The following is a 17,337-nucleotide window of genomic DNA, read 5'->3' as shown; positions in this document are numbered from 1 at the left end:
AAGGAGTCAACCATGAAAGACATCATCGACGGGTTTCTGAAGTTCCAGAAAGAGGCCTACCCCGAGCGCGTCAAACTGTTCAAGGACCTGGCCAGCCAGCAGAGCCCACGTGCCCTGTTCATCTCATGCTCCGACAGCCGCCTGGTGCCGGAGCTGGTCACCCAGCGTGAACCCGGAGACCTGTTCGTCATCCGCAATGCAGGCAACATCGTGCCGTCCTACGGCCCCGAGCCTGGAGGCGTATCGGCCTCGGTGGAATACGCTGTGGCGGCCCTGCAGGTTTCCGACATCGTCATCTGCGGCCATTCCGATTGCGGTGCCATGACGGCCATCGCCACCTGCAAATGCCTGGACCACATGCCCGCAGTGGCCGGCTGGCTGCGCTACGCCGATTCCGCACGAGTGGTAAACGAAGCCCGCAACCATTTCGGCCCGCAGGCCAAGGTCGAGGCCATGGTGCGCGAAAACGTGATCGCCCAGCTTGCCAACATCCAGACCCACCCCTCGGTGCGCCTGGCCCTGGAAGAAGGCCGCGTGACATTGCATGGCTGGATCTACGACATCGAAAGCGGGCTGATCGAGGCCTTCGATGGCGGTACAGGCACGTTCGTATCCCTCGCCCACAACCCCGAAGTACACGCCGTTTCCCATCAACCCAAGCGTGTTGCCTAAGTATTTTTCAACCAAGGAGAAACACCATGATCCAATCGCAAATCAGCCAGAACGCCCGCCTTGCCCTGAGCGAAGTCATCCTTCTGGCCAAAGCCCGCAAAGACCTGTCGTTCTCCCAGATCACCGAAGGCACCGGCTTGTCCGAAGCGTTCGTCACCGCAGCACTGCTGGGCCAGCACCCGTTGCCGGCGAGCGCCGCCCAGGTGGTAGGTGACAAGCTCGGCCTCGACGCGGACGGCATCGCAATGCTGCAGACCGTGCCACTGCGCGGCAGCATTCAAAATGGCGTCCCGACCGACCCGACCATCTACCGCTTTTACGAGATGTTGCAGGTGTACGGCACCACCTTGAAGGCGCTGGTTCATGAAAAGTTCGGCGACGGCATCATCAGTGCCATCAATTTCAAGCTGGACATCCAGAAAGTCGAAGACCCCGAGGGTGGCTCGCGCGCGGTGATCACCCTGGATGGCAAATACCTGCCCACCAAACCGTTCTGATCTGGCTGCAACACATGGGCTCGGCCGCAATGTTGCGGCCGAGCCACAACCTGAAGGTGATCAAAATTGAAAGCGTTGTTCGCATTGATACTAGGCGGGCTGTGCAACGTGGCGATGGCGACCGACGTCGAGCAACAGGTCGAGCAGGCACCGGTTGAACAATACAGCTACTCCCGGCACCTCGATATCGCTCGCGTCATTTCCATGAGCCAGGTACCTGATGTCTGCGAGGTGGTACCCGCTCGCATGACGTACGAAGACTCCCAAGGCAATGAGCATGTGCTTGAGTACCGCGTGATGGGCAATGGTTGCTCGAATAACTGAGCCCGGCCTTCGCAGCGCGGCAGCACTCTATATGAGGACTGAAGTTGATGGACCTTATCTTTCGCAATGTACGCATTGACGACACCCAGCCACTGGTAGATGTGGCCGTGCAAGCAGGCAGAATCGCCGAGATCGCGCAACACATCGCCACCACCGCAGCGCACGAAATCCAAGGCGACGGCAAAGTGCTTGTTGCCGGGTTTGTCGAAGGCCACCTGCACCTGGAAAAAGCCAACGTGATGCACCGCAAGGCCAACCGTTCCGGCACCTTGAAGGAAGCGATCGCCGTCACCGCCGAACTGAAGCCCACACTGACCCGTGAGGATATCCGCGAACGTTCGATCCAGGTGCTGCGTGCACTGGTTCAGGCCGGTACCACGCATGTACGTGCCCATGCCGAGTTCGACCCCGCCCAAGGCTTCACCGGGCTCGAAGTGGTGCTGGAGTTGCGCGAGCAGTTCCGAGAGGCGATCGACATCCAGGTCGTGGCCTTTCCGCAAGAAGGCATTCTCAAGCTGCCTGGCATGCAGGCCATGATGGCCCAGGCAATGGAGATGGGCGCCGATGTGGTGGGCGGCATTCCCTACAACGACGTGTCGCCGCTGGAGCACATTGATTTCGTCTTTGACTTGGCCAAGCGCTACGGCAAAGACATCGACTTGCACCAGGACTTCGCCGATGACGCCGAGCACATGACCATCGAGTACGTGGCACGTCGAACCATTGCCGAAGGCTACCAAGGACGGGTCTGCGTTGGGCATCTGACCAGCCTGGCCGCCGCCTCGCCAGCGCGACAGGCACAGGTGATTGCGTTGCTACGTGAGGCCGACATCAGCGTGATGTGCCTGCCCGCCACCGACCTGCACCTGGGGGCTCGGGGTGACAGTCACAATGTAAGACGCACCCTGACACCGGTGCGTGCACTGCGCGACGGCGGTGTCACGGTTTGCCTGGCCACCAACAACATCCGCAACGCATTCACACCGTATGGCACTGGCGACCTGCTGCACATTGCGCAACTGGCCATTCCCGCGTGCCACTTGGGCGGCGCGGATGATCAGGCCACCGTGTTGTCGATGCTCACGACCAACCCTGCCAAAGCCTTGGGCTTGAAACGCCACGGTTTGGCGGTGGGCAATGATGCCGACCTGGTGATGGTGGATTGCCGGGCCGTGGCCGATGTCATTCTCGACCTGCCGACACGGCTAATGGTACTCAAGCGCGGCAGGGTGGTGGCAACCGCTGAGCACCGCAGGTCAGTCGCATTCTGAGGTCATCGGGGAGTGTTCCAGGGCATGCTCACCCTGCGTCTCCCAGCCCATTATGCGAAGCCTTTTCTATCCACCTCCGATACTGGCGAGTACGAACGGCCATGGAGAGCTGTTGCAAGATCAGCGCGCGCACTGGTGAAACACTCGGGTCGGGCTTTTTAGCTCGGCTGAGTTTGCGCAATTGGTACTTCACTACTGCCATGTTCGCCAAGGCTGCCAGGGCTTTGTTTTTCCAGGTGATCGGCGGCAACTGCGGGGCATTGTCCCTGCCCTGCAGCCAGTCACGAGGCAAATGCGGATCGATGGCTAACGCGGTTCCGATGCCGACCATGTCCACACCACGCTGCACGACGCTTTCGGCCACCGGGCGGCGACGTATACCGCCGGTGACCATCACCGGCATCCTGGCGACGGTCTGGATCTCACGGGCGAACTCGACGAAATATGCTTCGCGAGCCAGGGTACGGCCATCGCGCGCTTCACCTTGCATGGCCGGTACTTCGTAGCTGCCTCCCGACAACTCCACCATATCCACGCCCAGGTCGTTGAGCCACCCAACTACCCTTTTCGCGTCATCGGCGCTGAAGCCTCCGCGCTGGAAGTCAGCCGAATTGAGCTTGACCGCCACTGCAAAATCCGCGGAAACCACAGCCCTGACCGCCTTGACGATTTCGAGCAACAGGCGTGCCCTGTTTTCCAGAGCCCCGCCCCACTCGTCCGTCCTCTGGTTGGTCAACGGCGACAGGAACTGGCTCAGTAAATAGCCATGGGCAGCGTGGATTTCCACGCCAGTGAACCCTGCGCGCTCGCCGAGGCGTGCGGTATTCGCAAAGCGCTGGATAACCTCTTCGATCACGCCAGGGGTCATTGCATACGGCGTGACAAAATGCTTGGACATCTTGCCAAGCTCCAGCGGCACGGCCGAAGGTGCCCAGGTTTTTTGCCCAAGGTTCGCCTGCATCTGCCGGCCTGGGTGATTGATCTGCAACCAGAACTGCGCGCCGCCGGATCGCCCCACACGCGCCCAGCGCTTGAATTTGTGCAGTTGCTGGTCGTCCTGCAACACCACGCCACCCGGCCCGGTCATCGCGCGGCCGTCGACCATCACGTTGCCGGTGATGATCAGGCCGGCACCACCGTCGGCCCATGCTTGATAGAGACGCATCAGTGCTTCGGAAGGCGCCTGATCGGCGTCCGCCATGTTCTCTTCCATGGCGGCTTTGGCGATTCGGTTCTTGATGGTTGAACCGTTGGGAAGCATCAGGGTGTCGAATACGTTCATGGGCAGTCCTCAACTGAAGATGAGGCCACCTTAAGATTAAAGTAAACTTTAAGGTCAACAGCTTTTTCAGGTTCATCGCACCAGCCCCTGGCAAGCTCGCTACCTGATCGACATGTATACCCTGATCCTGGCCGACAGCTGTCTTGCCAGCCCTTTCACGGCGCCCGCCGGGACGCGGATTTCACTGCACGCTTGCCTGAGGCTTGGCCAACCCCTTCTTCACGCAAACGATTGATCAGCATTTGCGCATTTTCCGCACACTCCATACCTTCGGGCTTACCCTCGATGCCTTGGATGACGAGAAGAAGCTGCGCTTTGTTCTGCGCTAGCCGGCGCTGCAGAACACCAATTTCCTCAACCTTTTGCTTGAGTCCACTGAGCAACTGGTCGTGCTGCCAGCCGCTGGCATTCGTCGGCATCAGCTGCCGTATTTCTTCCAATGAAAACCCCGCCGCCTGCGCTCCGGTGATGATCTCCAGCACCCATTGGGTCTCAGGCGCGTAGTCCCTGTAGCCATTCGCTTTGCGCTCGACAGATCTGATCAAGCCGCTTGCCTCGTAGAACCGGATGCGTGACGGTGCCAACCCGCTGATTTTCGCCAGTTCGCCAATTCTCATAACCCACCCTGAAAATGCTATCGACCCCGAGTTGACTTTAAAGCTGGAGTCATCGGTCAGCCAAGCGAATCAGTATTGCCTGGGGCCCGCCTACGTCATATTACTTTCACTGCGCGGCCGATGAACTTGACCGGGCCTGTTGGAGCACCCGTAGGAGAGCCCCCCGCTTTCTCAAGGGTCAGCTCGAACAACTGGTTCGGCTCAAGCGCAGGCAAGCGCCTCAGCGGCACGCGGTACTGTTCGCCCGGTTTGACCAACCCCAGCGAAACAGGTGCGCGCCACTGCTCGCCCTTGGTCCAGAACTGCAAGGTCATGCCTTCGGGCACATCGTCCACGCCAAGGGGGATCAGTTCGATCATGCTGGCATCGTTGGCTTGCACTACCCAACCCGGGGCCTGGCCCGACGGCGCCACGAGCACCACCATGTAGGTGGTCACAGGCGGCGCCTTGGTCAACAGCGCCAAGGCCAGAAGCAAGCTTGCTGCAAGCCCCGCAGCGCTCAAGCCCTGCCAGAGTCCAAGCCGCTGCCACCAGCCAGCGCGTGGATGCACTGGCGGGTAAGCCTCTTCAAGGCTGCGCTCGATCCGGCCCCACAAGCGGTGGCTTGGCGTGACGGGTTCAACTTGCGTGGTCAGTTCAAGCAGGCGGGCCTCCCAGGCATCAACTGCGGCTTTTACGGCCGGCTCCGTTTTCAACCGGTCCTGCATGGCAGCACGCTGCTCGCCACTCAAGGTACCCAGCACATACTCGGCTGCCAGGTCGTCCAGGTCCTCGGCGCTCTCATCACCCGGGGTACGCTTCATGTCATGCACTCCCGCAGGGCCTTCAGGCTTCGCTTGATCCATGCCTTCACGGTGCCCAACGGCGCACCCAGCAGGGTTGCGATTTCGGCATTGCTGCAACCGTCCACATACGCATGCAGGATGCAACGCTGGGGAGCGGGTTGCAGTTGCTCAAGGCAGCGATAGATTTTCGCCGAGCCTGACCACAGTTGCAGGTCGTCCAGTTCCGGGGGCAGGGTTACAGCCGCGATCATGCCAGGCTCGCCCAGGTCGGTTTCCCAGCGGCCGTCACGCACGAAGTTCAGCGCCAGGTGACGGGTGATGCTGTACACCCAGCCTCGGGCTGAACCGCGCGATGGGTCATAGCTGGCAGCACGTGTCCAGATACGCACAAAGGCATCGTGAACGATGTCCTCCGCGCTCGCCTGATCGCGCACGATGCGCCGTGCGACGCCCAGCAAACGTGCCCCCTCATGCTGATAGAGCGCCTGCAAGGCGTGGCGGTCTCCTTGGGCACAAGCGGCAAGACAGCCCTCGAAATCAAATGGAACAACGGGCGAATTCAAAATGGGGCGTTCCTTCATCATGAAACCTGGACGGTGCCCTGGCTTAGCGGCCTGGGGCACGTCCAGCAGCGTAGATGATCAATCGCTGGCGTGCCGCTCAAGCCCTCGTCACTTGGCGGACCAGAACACGTAGTCCGCCTGGTACTTGACCCTCTGCTGCGCGCCTTTGCTCTGCGCCGTACAGTCCACAGAAGGCGCTACGCCACCGCGAGTCGCCAGGCGCTGGATGTAGCTGACCCCTTGCATCGCGCCCTTGCCCTCGGCAGGGTTGGCCTTGACCAGTTGATACGGGATATCGCCTTTGGCCGCCGGGGCGACGGCAAGCTGGGTGCCGGTGACTTTCGAACCGTCCTTGGCCTGCCAGGTGGCCGGAGGACCAAAATAGTCACCTACAGGTTTGCCGCTGCGATCATTGAGCACCGCCTTGGGGCCGACGAAGGTCCACTCCGTCTGGCCTGGCGCATTGGCCTTGTCGCGGCATTCGTAGGTGATCTCACCGACACCGACGGTTTCCAGCATGATGGAGTGGCCATCGGGAACCTTGACCGCCTCCGGGACGCCCGACTGGGCATGGGCGGGGGCAGATGCCAGTACAAGGCAGGCGGCGAGCAGGGAGAGAGCGGGCTTGATGATCATGGGGCGAACTCCGTGGGGGTCATGGGTCAGGCAATCACCGACTGCCTGATAAGAACTACCCATCGGGTGCCGTTCTGGATGCACCGGCTCAACAATAATTTTGCATACTCGTTATCGATACCGTGCTGACAGCGAAGCAGGTGTGCAGGCGTGCCACGGTCGACTGATCACGCCGGGGCGGTTACGCTGGCGTTTTCCACCTGCACGGAAGCGCCAGTGAAAGAGTCATACCAAGGAAGCTGCTTGTGCGCAGCGATCAGTTACCTGCTGCTTACCACGCCAAAAGCTGTGAGCCACTGCCATTGCAGCCAGTGCCGCAAAGGGCACGGGGCAGCATTCGCTTCATACGGCAGCGTTCCGCGTAGCATGCTGCGCATCCTTCGTGGCGCCACCAGTATCAAGACCTATGCGTCTTCGCCGACGGTGGTGCGGGAATTTTGCGTAGAGTGCGGCTCGACCTTGTTCTGGTCACGCTCCGAAGGTGAGTTTGCCGACTGGGTTTCGATAGCACTGGGCACGCTTGATACACCGTTCCTGCCCAAGAAGCAGAAACATCTGCACGTCGACTCTGCTGCCCCTTGGTGCTTTCCGTTCATCCCGTCTGATTGCAAGAGCAGATCAGTTGACCGCTGAGTTCGATGCAACGGCGCTGCCATCCACGGTAGCGTCAGGATAATCCGCAACAGAGCAATCACGGCTAGGCACCTCGATGCCTTAACAACGGATGCTAGCGCTCACCGCACCTTCCGGAGACTTCGCTCGTTGACTGACTCACAGCACAGCCCCGCCTATGCAAAACGGTTCGAAGCCGTGCTTGCCTACATCGACAGCCACCTCGAAGGTGACCTGTCGGTGAATGCCTTGAGCCGCATCGCCAACTTTTCGGCGTTTCACTTTCACCGGCAGTTCACGGCATACATGGGCGTTCCGGTTTCACGGTATGTGCAACTGATGAGGCTTCGACGTGCGGCGCACCAACTGGTCGCCTTGCCCGCAACACCCGTTCTGGACGCCGCATTCGGCGCCGGCTTCGAAAGCCCCGAAGCCTTTTCCAGGGCGTTCAAGCGTGCGTTCGGCATGGCGCCGAGCGTGTTCGCCAAGGCGCCGAACTGGCAGGCCTGGAGTGCGGTATTCGTTGTTCCACGCCTTTGCAGGAGTATCACCATGCAGATCCGTATAGTGGAGTTCGCCGAAACCCGCGTGGCCGCGCTCGAACACCGAGGGCCGCCCAGCCTGGTCGGTGAAAGCGTTGCGCGTTTTCGCCAATGGCGCATAAACAGCGGCCAGTCGTCGGTGGCCAGCAGCCGCACCTTCGGCATCCCCTACGACAACCCCGACACCACCCCGCCCCACGCCTTTCGCTTCGCCGTTTGTGGGGAGATGAACGAGGCCGTGCAGCCCAATGAGTTCGGTGTGCATGAACGGGTTATACCGGCGGGCCGTTGTGCCGTGTTTCGGCATAGCGGCTCGCCTGACTACATTGGCGAAACCATCTACCCGCTGTACCGGGACTGGTTGCCGTCGAGCAATGAAGAACTGCGCGACCATCCGTTGTTCTTCCAATACCTGAGCGTGTATCCGGAAACGCCACTGGAGCAGTGGGAAACGGATATCTATGTACCGCTGAAGTAGGCCGGGCCAAGGGTGGCAGCAGCAGCCAGCCACTCAAACAACTGCCGAGCAGCCGCGCCCAAAGGCCGGTCGTTACTATGGACCAGGTAATAGTTTTTCCCAGTCAGCAGGACATGGGGGAACAGCTGTACCAAACTGCCCTGCGCCACGTCGTCCTCCACCAACCAAGGGCTGGTCAGCACAATGCCCTGGCTGCGCCGTGCAGCATCGATGGCCATTTCCGACTGATCGAAACGCAAGTCGCTCTTCAACCTGTCGAAGGACATTCCGACTTGCCCTAACCATCGCGACCAATTGGCGTGAGAGGTGGTATAGAGCACTGTCGCGCGTACCATGTCCTCGATGACGGACAGTTGCAGACGCTCGCGGTATTCAGGGCTGCAATAGACGCGAGCTTCATCACGCAGCAGCAACTTCACCTGGAGGTCGAGGGGTTGGCCGTCGAAATGGCGTACGGCCAGATCATAAGTGCCCGACTGAAAGTCGACAGGCGCCACGGATGCGCTCACGTGAAGCTTCAACTCTGGATACGAACGGGTCAGATCAGGCATCCGGCGGGCAAACCAAGTGTTCGCGAACGCGGGTGGCAGGCTCAGATGCACGTCGAATTCGCCGCTGCGCTGCAGCGCAAGATTGGCGTGTTCAAGCTGCTGAAGCGCTGGCTTGACTTGCGCCCAATAGCGCAGTGCTTGTTCGGTCGGCTGTAGTCTGCGCACGCTGCGCACGAACAGAGAGGTACCCAGCCAGTCTTCCAGCTTGCGAATCTGTTGTCCCACCGCCCCAGGCGTGACGAACAGTTGCTGAGCTGCCAGTACCGCACTGCCCGTGCGCATGACAGCGTCGAAACAGACAATGGCCTTCATCGGGGTATCGGCTCGCATAGCGTAGTTTTTCTCTTTCATACCGTCACGAGAGATGATTTGTACCGGGTTGGCCATCTCACCACAATCACCTCAGCAATCTTGCCGGCCCGAGGGGTACAACACGTGAACGTTCTGATTATCCATGCCCATCCCGAACCTTGCTCCTTCAATGGCGCCATGACCCGGACTGCGGTGCGTACGCTTACCCGGCTAAACCATGAAGTGCGGGTAAGTGACCTTTATGCCATGGGCTGGAACGCCGTACTGCAGGCAGAGGATTTCTCCGAGCGGGTCGATGGGCACTTTTTTGACCCCGCCAAGGAGCAGGCGCACGCTCAGGTTACTGCGACGGTATGTAGCGAGGTTAAGGCCGAGCAGGACAAGGTCGCATGGGCCGAGCTGGTGATTTTCCAGTTTCCGATGTGGTGGTTTTCCATGCCAGCCATGCTCAAGGGCTGGGTTGATCGTGTCTTGAGCCGCGGTTTCGCCTATTCCACCGGACGCAAGTACGATACCGGACACCTCAAGGGCAAATGCGCAATGCTCAGCCTCACCACAGGTACCGCAAGCACCCTGTACGCACCCAACGGCATTGACGGTGATCTGCACCACATTCTCTGGCCCATTCACAACGGCATACTGGCGTACACCGGTTTTACCGTGCTCCCCCCCTTTGCCGCGTGGATGCCCGCCCAGGTCAGCCAACAGCAACGGGCGGATTATCTGCTGCAGTATGCCGAGCGGCTATCACGGCTGGGCGATATGCAACCGCTGTTCTTTCATCCACGGCAGGATTACGACGAGCATCAACAGCTCAAGCCAGGCATACCTGCCCGTTCGGGCGTCCAGTGGAATCCCCGCGCTGGCCAGACCTTCGAAGCGTCTGCGAGCAAGAATTTTGATAGTGCTGCAAATGGAGAATCATCGTGAAGGGCTATTGGATCATTTTCGGTGCCGAGGTAAACGACGCCGATGCACAGCAGGAATATGGCCGACTGTGGGCACCCATCAGTGAGAAGTACAATGCCAAGGTCAAGGTTCTGAAGCCTGGGACATTGGTCGAGGCCCAATCCAGCCAGCGCGTGCTGGTGGTCGAGTTCCCTACCTACGCGCAAGCCAAGAACTGTTACAGCGATCCTGATTACACCGCCGCAAAACAGTTCGCGCTTCGCGCCTACTGCCGCGAACTGATCATCATTGAAGGCGATCTCGCCTAGCCTCATCGCTACGGGAAACTATCGGCATCAGGGCCCAGAGCTATCCGGGATACTGAAGGCGAGCGACCTCATTGCTGTAGTGCCGCGTCGCTTAGCGGCGGATGTCGATAGTCTCGTCATGCCTTAGCCAGTTTGTGGCCAGCCCCCTCCGGCCCTTCTCGTCGTTTTGTTCAAACCTGAGCTAGCTGCTCCCGGGCGAACGTCTGGGCTTCTTGGTAGACTAATACACCTTTTTCTTGAGGCAGATCTGGACGGTATAGCTCACCGTCCCAGCAGCCTTTTTCCTTGCTCTGATAGTTGCCATGGTTTTCGGTGGTACAAGCGTGATTGGCATTGGTACATCGTACCAGTGCGCAACCAAAAAGCGCCCAAAACCCCGAAAAATGGTACCAAAATGCGTAGACCAGAATGCCCCTAGAATCAGCCCCAAAGCCAGAAACCACGCGCCCTGAGCCGTCACGCCGCTTCAGCGTTGCACCTATGATGGACTGGACAGACCGCCACTGCCGCTTCTTCCTGCGCCTGCTCTCCAGTCAAACCTTGCTCTACACCGAAATGGTCACCACCGGTGCCCTGCTGCACAACGACGCCCACCGTTTCCTGCGCCACGATGCCTCCGAGCACCCGCTGGCCCTGCAACTGGGCGGTAGCGTACCCGCCGACCTGGCAGCCTGCGCACGCCTGGCCGAGGACGCGGGCTATGACGAGGTCAACCTCAATGTCGGCTGCCCGAGCGACCGGGTGCAGAACAACATGATCGGCGCTTGCCTGATGGCTCACCCGGCGCTGGTGGCCGATTGCGTGAAGGCCATGCGGGATGCGGTGTCGACACCGGTGACGGTCAAGCACCGTATCGGCATCAATGGCCGCGACAGCTATGCCGAGCTGTGCGACTTCGTCGGGCAGGTGCGTGAGGCTGGGTGCCGGAGTTTTACCGTGCATGCGCGTATCGCGATTCTGGAGGGGCTGTCGCCGAAGGAAAACCGCGAGGTTCCGCCCCTGCGCTATGACGTCGCGGCGCAGCTGAAGGCGGACTTCCCGGACTTGGAAATCGTGCTCAATGGCGGGATCAAGACCCTAGCAGAATGCCAGGCCCATCTTGAAACCTTCGATGGTGTGATGCTGGGGCGTGAGGCGTATCACAACCCTTACCTGCTGGCCGAGGTCGACCAGCAGCTGTTTGGCAGCGATGCGCCGGTGATCAGCCGTAGCGAGGCGTTGGCGCAGTTGCGGCCATATATCGTGGCGCATATGGAAAGCGGTGGCGCGATGCACCACGTTACCCGGCATATTCTGGGGCTGGCCCAAGGGTTCAAAGGGGCGCGGCGCTTCCGTCAGTTGCTGTCGGCAGACATTCACAAGGCGGCGCAGCCGCTGGCAGTGTTTGACCAGGCGGTGGAATTGCTGCAAGGCCGGTGATACTACCCGTGCACGCAACCCGGCGGCTCCTACAGACGATCGTGCGAGCTTGAGAATTGCAGTATGTGGAACCTCAAGGCAGCCGGGCACTCGAATCTTCACCTTACGTACGGCCCTTCGTGGGCAAGCCCGCTTCTACAGGCCCTTGAGCGGCTGTCGGGGCTCGGGTAATGTCGAGTAAATGCACAGGACAGAGCACGCCCATGACTTCCAAGCTGGAACAACTGAAGCAGTTCACCACCGTGGTCGCCGACACCGGGGACCTGGACGCCATCACCCGGCTGAAGCCGGTCGATGCCACCACCAACCCGTCCCTGCTGCTAAAGGCCGCCGCCATCCCGGGCTACGCCGACCTGCTCAAGCAGGTGAAGGCCGATGCCAAGGGCGATGTCGACCTGGCCTGCGACAAGTTCGCGGTGGCCGTGGGTTCAGGCATTCTCAAGGTCATTCCGGGGCGTATCTCCACCGAGGTGGATGCTCGCCTGTCGTTCGATGAGCCGGCGCTGCTAAACAAAGCCCGCCAGCTGATCGGGCTGTATGACGCAGCCGGGGTCTCCAAAGACCGCGTGCTGATCAAGCTGGCCTCCACCTGGGAAGGCATCCGTGCCGCCGAGCAGCTGGAAAAGGAAGGCATCCAGACCAACCTCACGCTGCTGTTCTCCTTCGCCCAGGCTCAGGCCTGCGCCGATGCCGGTGTGTTCCTGATTTCGCCGTTCGTAGGCCGTATCTACGACTGGTACAAGAAGAGCACCGGCACGGATTATGTGGGCGCCGACGACCCAGGCGTGCAGTCGGTGACGCGCATCTATGACTACTACAAGGCCAATGGCTACAACACGGTGGTCATGGGCGCCAGCTTCCGCAATATCGGCCAGATCGAACAACTGGCCGGCTGTGACCGCCTGACCATCAGCCCTGAACTGTTGCAGCAGTTGAGCGATGACCAGGGTGAACTGCCGCGCGTGCTCAAGCCAGGCAATGCCGGCGAGGCCAAGCAGCAGCTGAATGAAAGCCAGTTCCGCTGGGCAATGAACGAAGATGCCATGGGCACCGAGAAGCTGGCCGAGGGTATTCGCCAGTTTGCGCGGGACCAGGAGAAACTGGAGAAGTTGATGGCTGAAAAAGCCTGACACATATCGAATTTGCCTGACGGGCGGGAAGTGTTCAGCATTTTCCGCCCGTTTTGTTTTGCCAAGCTTTAGTTGTGAATTGAATTCCAGGGCCTCTTCGCGGGTAAACCCGCTCCCCACACGCATACCCACAGGCCTGAAATTGGCGCTGTACTTGTGGGAGCGGGTTTACCCGCGAAGAGGCCCGATAAGCCACCCGAGCTGTCGATGACCTCCTCTACCCCCTTGCCTCTCGTACTCACCGGCCCGGTACTGCGCCGCCTGGAACCCCAGCGCCTGGCCATCTGGCTGGTCGCTACCCAACCGCTGCAACCCGAATTCATCTTCCCGGCAAGCGAGGCCAAGGTGGATTGCCAGGTCGTCCCGGTCGGCCAGCACGCTTTCATTCACCTGCTGGAAATCCACTTCGCCAACCCCCTGCCCTGCAACCAGCAGCTCGACTACGACCTGCTCATCAACGGCCAGGGCATCGCGGGCTGGGCGCCGCACCTGCTCTACCCCGGCACCCAGCGCCCGAGCCTGGTGCTGCGCGACCGTCTCGACCACTTGCTGCACGGTTCTTGCCGCAAGCCGCACCACCCCGCTGCCGATGGCTTGCTGTGCGCTGACCGCCTGCTGCAGGCCTGCGAGCAGCCTGAAGATCGCCCGGCCGTGCTGCTGATGACCGGCGACCAGGTGTACGCCGACGATGTCGCCGGCCCGATGCTGCGTGCTATCCATAGCCTGATAGAGCGCCTGGGCCTGTTCGACGAGCAGCTGGATGGCGCCGTGGTTGCCGACAGCCAGGCGCTGTACCAGCACCCGGCCAGCTACTACCACCGCGCCGACCTGCTGCCAGCGCAGGAAACCAACGACACCTTGCGCGAGCGGTTTTTTGGCGGCAAGCGCAAGCCGATTTTTTCGTCCAGCAACGCCGACAACCACCTGGTGACCCTCGCCGAGGTCATGGCCATGTACCTGCTGGTGTGGTCACCCGTGCCTTGGCAGCTGGTGGACATGGCGATGCCCAGCGGGCTGACCGACCAGCGCCAGGCACGTTATCGACAGGAGCTGCCGCTTATCCAGGGGTTTGCCGGGAACCTTGGCCAGGTGGCGCGGGTGATGGCCCACCTGCCCTGCCTGATGATCTTCGACGACCACGACATCACCGACGACTGGAACCTCTCGGCACAGTGGGAAGAAACCGCCTACGGCCACCCCTTCTCGCGGCGGATCATTGGCAACGCACTGCTTGGCTACCTGCTGTGTCAGGCCTGGGGCAACGATCCGGACAGCTGCAAGCCACTGGTCAGGCAATGCCAGGCGTTGTGCAGCCGGGCCCGCGATGAACTGATCGGCGAACTGCTGCGCTTTCAGGGCTGGCAATTCAGCTTGCCGACAAACCCTCCCTTGCTGGTACTGGACACCCGTACCCGCCGCTGGCGCAGCGAAAGCAACCTGGCCAAGCCGTCCGGCCTGCTCGACTGGGAGGCCCTGAGCGAGTTGCAGCAGGCGCTGCTCGACCACCCGTCAGCGGTGATTGTCTCGCCTGCGCCAATTTTTGGCGTGAAGCTGATCGAGACTGTGCAGAAGGTGTTCAGCTGGCTGGGCTACCCGCTTTTGGTGGATGCCGAAAACTGGATGGCCCACCGAGGTGCGGCGCAGGTCATCCTCAACATCTTCCGCCACTCGCGCACGCCGGGGCACTACGTGGTGTTGTCCGGGGATGTGCACTACTCGTTCGTCTATGAAGTGCTGATCCGCCACCGCCAGCGCAGCCCGCATTTGTGGCAGGTGACCAGCAGCGGGATCAAGAACGAGTTCCCCCGGCGCCTGCTGGATGTACTCGACCGGCTCAACCGCTGGCTGTATGCACCGCGCTCGCCGCTGAACTGGTTTACCAAGCGCCGGGAGATGGAAGTGGTGCCGCGTACGCCCAGCCACAGCAAGGCCGGGGAGCGCTTGTGGAACGGTGCGGGGCTGGGGCAGGTGTTCTTTGATGAGCAGGGGCGGCCGATGCGGGTGTATCAGCTCGATGCGGGTGGGGGTGAGGCTACCGAGTTTACTGGCTGAGTCTGGTCTTCAGCCTGTGCTGGCCTCTTCGCGGGTAAACCCGCTCCCACAGGAATCGTGGGCCTGTCAGACCTGTGCAGATCCCTGTGGGAGCGGGTTTACCCGCGAAAGGGCCGGCACAGGTTAACGATCAGGTCCGCTCCAGCGCATTGACCAGGTCATGGAAGGCTTCGCGGTTGGAGTCGTTCAGGCCCATGAGGATCTTGTGCGCCTCCAGCACCTTGGAGCGCACCACCTCTTCGTTCTGGTCCTGCGACGGCAGGTCGGTCAGGCACTCGGGGCACGGAATCGGGCGATCGACGATGTTGAACACCTGATCGAAACCCATCGACTGCAACAACCGGGAAATGTCCGGGTTGGTGGTGACCACGGTCGGCAACAGGCCTACCTTCTGCCGCGACAGGATCGACAGCTTGGCCAGCAGGCCCAAGGTGGTGCTGTCGATACTCTCGGTTTCGGTCAGGTCGATGACAATCGCCGAGAAGTTCAACGCCGTGAATATCTTCTCGATCGTCGCATCCAGCGCCGAACACAGGGTCAGGCGCACTTCACCGACGAACTTCAGTACGAAGGTACCACTCTGCTCGGCGAACTGGATTCTACCGGTACTCATTGAAGGTTCCTGCTCAACACCAATAGGGCGATATCATCCGGCATATCCCCAAGCGTAGCTAATCCGAATCGTTGACGCAGCCCATCCAGGCTGCCACCTGCTGCCTTGACGATCTCCGGCAAGGCAGCCTCTTTATCTTTGAGCGTGTCACCCGGCAAAAGGTCCAGAATGCCATCGGACATCAGGCTGAGGCTGAACTGAGGTGGCAGCTCCACCACCAAGTCCTGGTAGGTAGCCTCGTCGAAGAGCCCCACCGGCAGGCCACGGCCTTCCAGGTAACGGGTATGCCCGGGGGTATGCAGCACGGGCAGCGGCAAGTGGCCACCCACGGCGTAGGTCAACAGACCAGCCCCTTCGTCGATCACCCCGCCAACCATGGTCACGTGCTTGCCCAGCTTGCTATTGATCAGGCCGCGGTTGATGTGGCTGAGCACTTCGGACGGTTTGAACTCGCGCATCCTGCTGCGCTTTAGCTCAAACATGAGCCGCGTGGTCATGAATTTCAACAGCACGGTGACAAAGGCCGACGACGCGCCATGCCCGGAGACATCGGCGAGGTAGAAGGCAATACGCCGCTCGTCGACGCGGAAGTAATCGACAAAATCACCCGACAGGTACAACGACGGGATGATCTGGTGCTCGAAGGCGAACTCGCCAGCTACCCAGGGGCTTTCCGGCAGCATGTTCATCTGCACCTGGCGACCGGCGGTCTGGTCCTCCTGCAGCAGGTGCAGGCTGGCTTCCAGTTCGCGGTTGGCCGTTTCGAGCTTATCGCGGTAGCGTTGGTTTTCCAGCACCAGGCGCGAGCGGTCGAGGGCGCGGCGCACCGAATGCTCAAGGACGGCCAGATCTTCCAGCGGCTTGATCAGGTAGTCGGCGGCGCCCAGGCGCAAGGCCTCCACCGCATCGCTCATGACACCGGCACCAGACACCACGATCACCGGCAACTGCGGCGCACGCTCGCTGACCTGACGGATCAGTTCGAGGCCGCCCATCTGCGGCATGCGCAGATCGCAGATCACGAGGTCGGGCTGGTGTTCTTCGAAGACCTGAAGCCCCTGCTGGCCATTACCGGCCTGGAGGACGCTGAAGCCACTGTCTTCAAGATAGGCGGCGAGGCTCGCACGGACCACGTCGTCGTCATCGATAATCAGCAGCGTTGCACTGGTTTTCTGCATGTGGGCGAACGGCGCCGATTTGGGTGGGTGCAGCGGTGTCGGCAAAGCAGACGGCCAGCTACGGGAATTCTCTGTGGTCACACTCTACTTGAGTTGTAGGACAAGAACACCTGCCCGGCAACTGTTCAGAGGTACCTTGTAAGGCGCAGACGGTACTCCCATCCGGCAGGCGTTTCAAGCATGCGAGGGTCGACCTCGCCGCTCTTTACAGGGCAAATCACTGGGAGTTATAAGAAAGTCGACCAGCGTACCCTGATGGGAAGGATGCAGCATGCCGCACACACCCTCCAGCCACAGCGAAAAACGCGATTTCATCCGCATGCGCATCGATACCGCGGTCAGCCTGCTGCATGAGGGCCAGGTGATCGCAGCCGTGTGCCTGGACCTGTCCAGCAGCGGCATGCAAGTGCAGGCACCGCAACGCTTCCAGGTGGGGGATCATATCGAGGTGCGGATCGACTCCGACCACCCGGCGCTGAAAGGGCTGCATGCCAGCACCGAAGTGGTATGGATTGCCGACCAGCCGGGTGGGCAGCAGAAGTTCGGGCTGCGCGTGCTGGCCATGCATTGAAAAGGGGCCTGAAGC

Annotated in this window: 20 protein-coding genes; 12 read left to right on the top strand and 8 right to left on the bottom strand. The window is 60.8% G+C overall.

The features are described 5' to 3' along the window. The first annotated feature begins 12 nt into the window (after positions 1-12). From E8E78_RS06775 to E8E78_RS06760, 4 genes are all read left to right on the top strand, one after another. On the top strand, positions 13-672 hold the full coding sequence (locus E8E78_RS06775; RefSeq protein ID WP_016500698.1) for a carbonic anhydrase: 660 nt from the start codon (positions 13-15) through the stop codon (positions 670-672). Positions 673-698: 26 nt separating this feature from the next. Then, entirely contained in the window at positions 699-1,169 is a 471-nt protein-coding gene (gene cynS, locus E8E78_RS06770) for a cyanase (RefSeq protein WP_049273519.1), read from the top strand. Between the two features lie 66 nt (positions 1,170-1,235). Continuing rightward, the gene (locus E8E78_RS06765; RefSeq protein ID WP_049273517.1) at positions 1,236-1,493 is read left to right on the top strand and encodes a DUF2790 domain-containing protein; all 258 of its coding nucleotides are present in this window, start codon (positions 1,236-1,238) and stop codon (positions 1,491-1,493) included. A 47-nt stretch (positions 1,494-1,540) separates the two neighbouring features. Next, positions 1,541-2,764, top strand: coding sequence for an amidohydrolase family protein (locus tag E8E78_RS06760; protein WP_049273515.1), 1,224 nt, complete (start codon positions 1,541-1,543; stop codon positions 2,762-2,764). Between the two features lie 28 nt (positions 2,765-2,792). Here the strand turns inward: E8E78_RS06760 and E8E78_RS06755 are convergent, their stop codons facing one another. From E8E78_RS06755 to E8E78_RS06735, 5 genes are all read right to left on the bottom strand, one after another. Then, positions 2,793-4,046, bottom strand: coding sequence for an NADH:flavin oxidoreductase/NADH oxidase family protein (locus E8E78_RS06755; protein WP_049273514.1), 1,254 nt, complete (start codon positions 4,044-4,046; stop codon positions 2,793-2,795). Positions 4,047-4,201: 155 nt separating this feature from the next. Next, a complete protein-coding gene (locus tag E8E78_RS06750; protein ID WP_049273512.1) occupies positions 4,202-4,663 on the bottom strand; it encodes a MerR family transcriptional regulator in 462 nt (153 codons plus the stop codon). 95 nt (positions 4,664-4,758) lie between these two features. After that, a complete protein-coding gene (locus E8E78_RS06745) occupies positions 4,759-5,466 on the bottom strand; it encodes an anti-sigma factor (protein ID WP_049273510.1) in 708 nt (235 codons plus the stop codon). After that, positions 5,463-6,011 carry a sigma-70 family RNA polymerase sigma factor gene (locus E8E78_RS06740; protein WP_080889229.1) on the bottom strand — a complete coding sequence of 183 codons (549 nt, stop codon included), beginning with the start codon at positions 6,009-6,011 and terminating at the stop codon, positions 5,463-5,465. The genes E8E78_RS06745 and E8E78_RS06740 overlap by 4 nt, the downstream gene beginning before the upstream one ends. 108 nt (positions 6,012-6,119) lie before the next feature. After that, entirely contained in the window at positions 6,120-6,647 is a 528-nt protein-coding gene (locus tag E8E78_RS06735; RefSeq protein WP_049273506.1) for a DUF3455 domain-containing protein, read from the bottom strand. Between the two features lie 216 nt (positions 6,648-6,863). Between E8E78_RS06735 and E8E78_RS06730 the strand changes: the two genes are divergently transcribed. After that, positions 6,864-7,280 carry a GFA family protein gene (locus tag E8E78_RS06730; RefSeq protein ID WP_080889228.1) on the top strand — a complete coding sequence of 139 codons (417 nt, stop codon included), beginning with the start codon at positions 6,864-6,866 and terminating at the stop codon, positions 7,278-7,280. A gap of 129 nt (positions 7,281-7,409) precedes the next feature. Further along, on the top strand, positions 7,410-8,279 hold the full coding sequence (locus tag E8E78_RS06725) for an AraC family transcriptional regulator (protein ID WP_061203824.1): 870 nt from the start codon (positions 7,410-7,412) through the stop codon (positions 8,277-8,279). Here E8E78_RS06725 and E8E78_RS06720 read toward each other — a convergent pair. Further along, complete coding sequence (locus tag E8E78_RS06720; protein ID WP_049273502.1) at positions 8,261-9,217, bottom strand: LysR substrate-binding domain-containing protein; 957 nt, start codon at positions 9,215-9,217, stop codon at positions 8,261-8,263. The two genes, E8E78_RS06725 and E8E78_RS06720, sit on opposite strands and share 19 nt — an antisense overlap. Before the next feature lie 48 nt (positions 9,218-9,265). Between E8E78_RS06720 and E8E78_RS06715 the strand changes: the two genes are divergently transcribed. The 5 genes from E8E78_RS06715 (at position 9,266) to E8E78_RS06695 (ending at position 14,960) form a co-directional block, all read left to right on the top strand. Next, positions 9,266-10,072, top strand: a complete 807-nt coding sequence (locus E8E78_RS06715; protein WP_049273499.1) for an NAD(P)H-dependent oxidoreductase — start codon at positions 9,266-9,268, stop codon at positions 10,070-10,072. Then, positions 10,069-10,359 carry a DUF1330 domain-containing protein gene (locus tag E8E78_RS06710; RefSeq protein ID WP_049273498.1) on the top strand — a complete coding sequence of 97 codons (291 nt, stop codon included), beginning with the start codon at positions 10,069-10,071 and terminating at the stop codon, positions 10,357-10,359. The genes E8E78_RS06715 and E8E78_RS06710 overlap by 4 nt, the downstream gene beginning before the upstream one ends. Positions 10,360-10,767: 408 nt before the next feature. Further along, positions 10,768-11,778: a tRNA dihydrouridine(20/20a) synthase DusA gene (gene dusA, locus E8E78_RS06705; protein WP_041167810.1), complete on the top strand. Its 1,011-nt coding sequence runs from the start codon at positions 10,768-10,770 to the stop codon at positions 11,776-11,778. A gap of 203 nt (positions 11,779-11,981) precedes the next feature. Beyond that, entirely contained in the window at positions 11,982-12,908 is a 927-nt protein-coding gene (gene tal, locus E8E78_RS06700; RefSeq protein WP_049273496.1) for a transaldolase, read from the top strand. 207 nt (positions 12,909-13,115) lie between these two features. Then, positions 13,116-14,960, top strand: coding sequence for an alkaline phosphatase D family protein (locus E8E78_RS06695; RefSeq protein ID WP_049273495.1), 1,845 nt, complete (start codon positions 13,116-13,118; stop codon positions 14,958-14,960). A 130-nt stretch (positions 14,961-15,090) separates the two neighbouring features. Here the strand turns inward: E8E78_RS06695 and rssC are convergent, their stop codons facing one another. Both rssC and rssB read right to left on the bottom strand, forming a co-directional pair. Further along, positions 15,091-15,573 (bottom strand): anti-sigma factor antagonist RssC, encoded by a 483-nt coding sequence (rssC, locus tag E8E78_RS06690; RefSeq protein ID WP_016500715.1) that lies wholly within the window; start codon positions 15,571-15,573, stop codon positions 15,091-15,093. Continuing rightward, complete coding sequence (gene rssB / locus E8E78_RS06685) at positions 15,570-16,751, bottom strand: two-component system response regulator RssB (protein ID WP_049273574.1); 1,182 nt, start codon at positions 16,749-16,751, stop codon at positions 15,570-15,572. Before rssB ends, rssC begins: the two co-directional genes overlap by 4 nt. A 271-nt stretch (positions 16,752-17,022) precedes the next feature. On the opposite strand from rssB, the gene E8E78_RS06680 reads away from it, so the two are divergent. After that, the gene (locus E8E78_RS06680) at positions 17,023-17,322 is read left to right on the top strand and encodes a PilZ domain-containing protein (RefSeq protein ID WP_049273494.1); all 300 of its coding nucleotides are present in this window, start codon (positions 17,023-17,025) and stop codon (positions 17,320-17,322) included. Positions 17,323-17,337: the final 15 nt, after the last annotated feature.

This window comes from Pseudomonas sp. BN505, from assembly GCF_029873175.1.
Taxonomy (GTDB): domain Bacteria; phylum Pseudomonadota; class Gammaproteobacteria; order Pseudomonadales; family Pseudomonadaceae; genus Aquipseudomonas; species Aquipseudomonas putida.
This window is presented reverse-complemented; position numbering and strand designations above follow the sequence as displayed.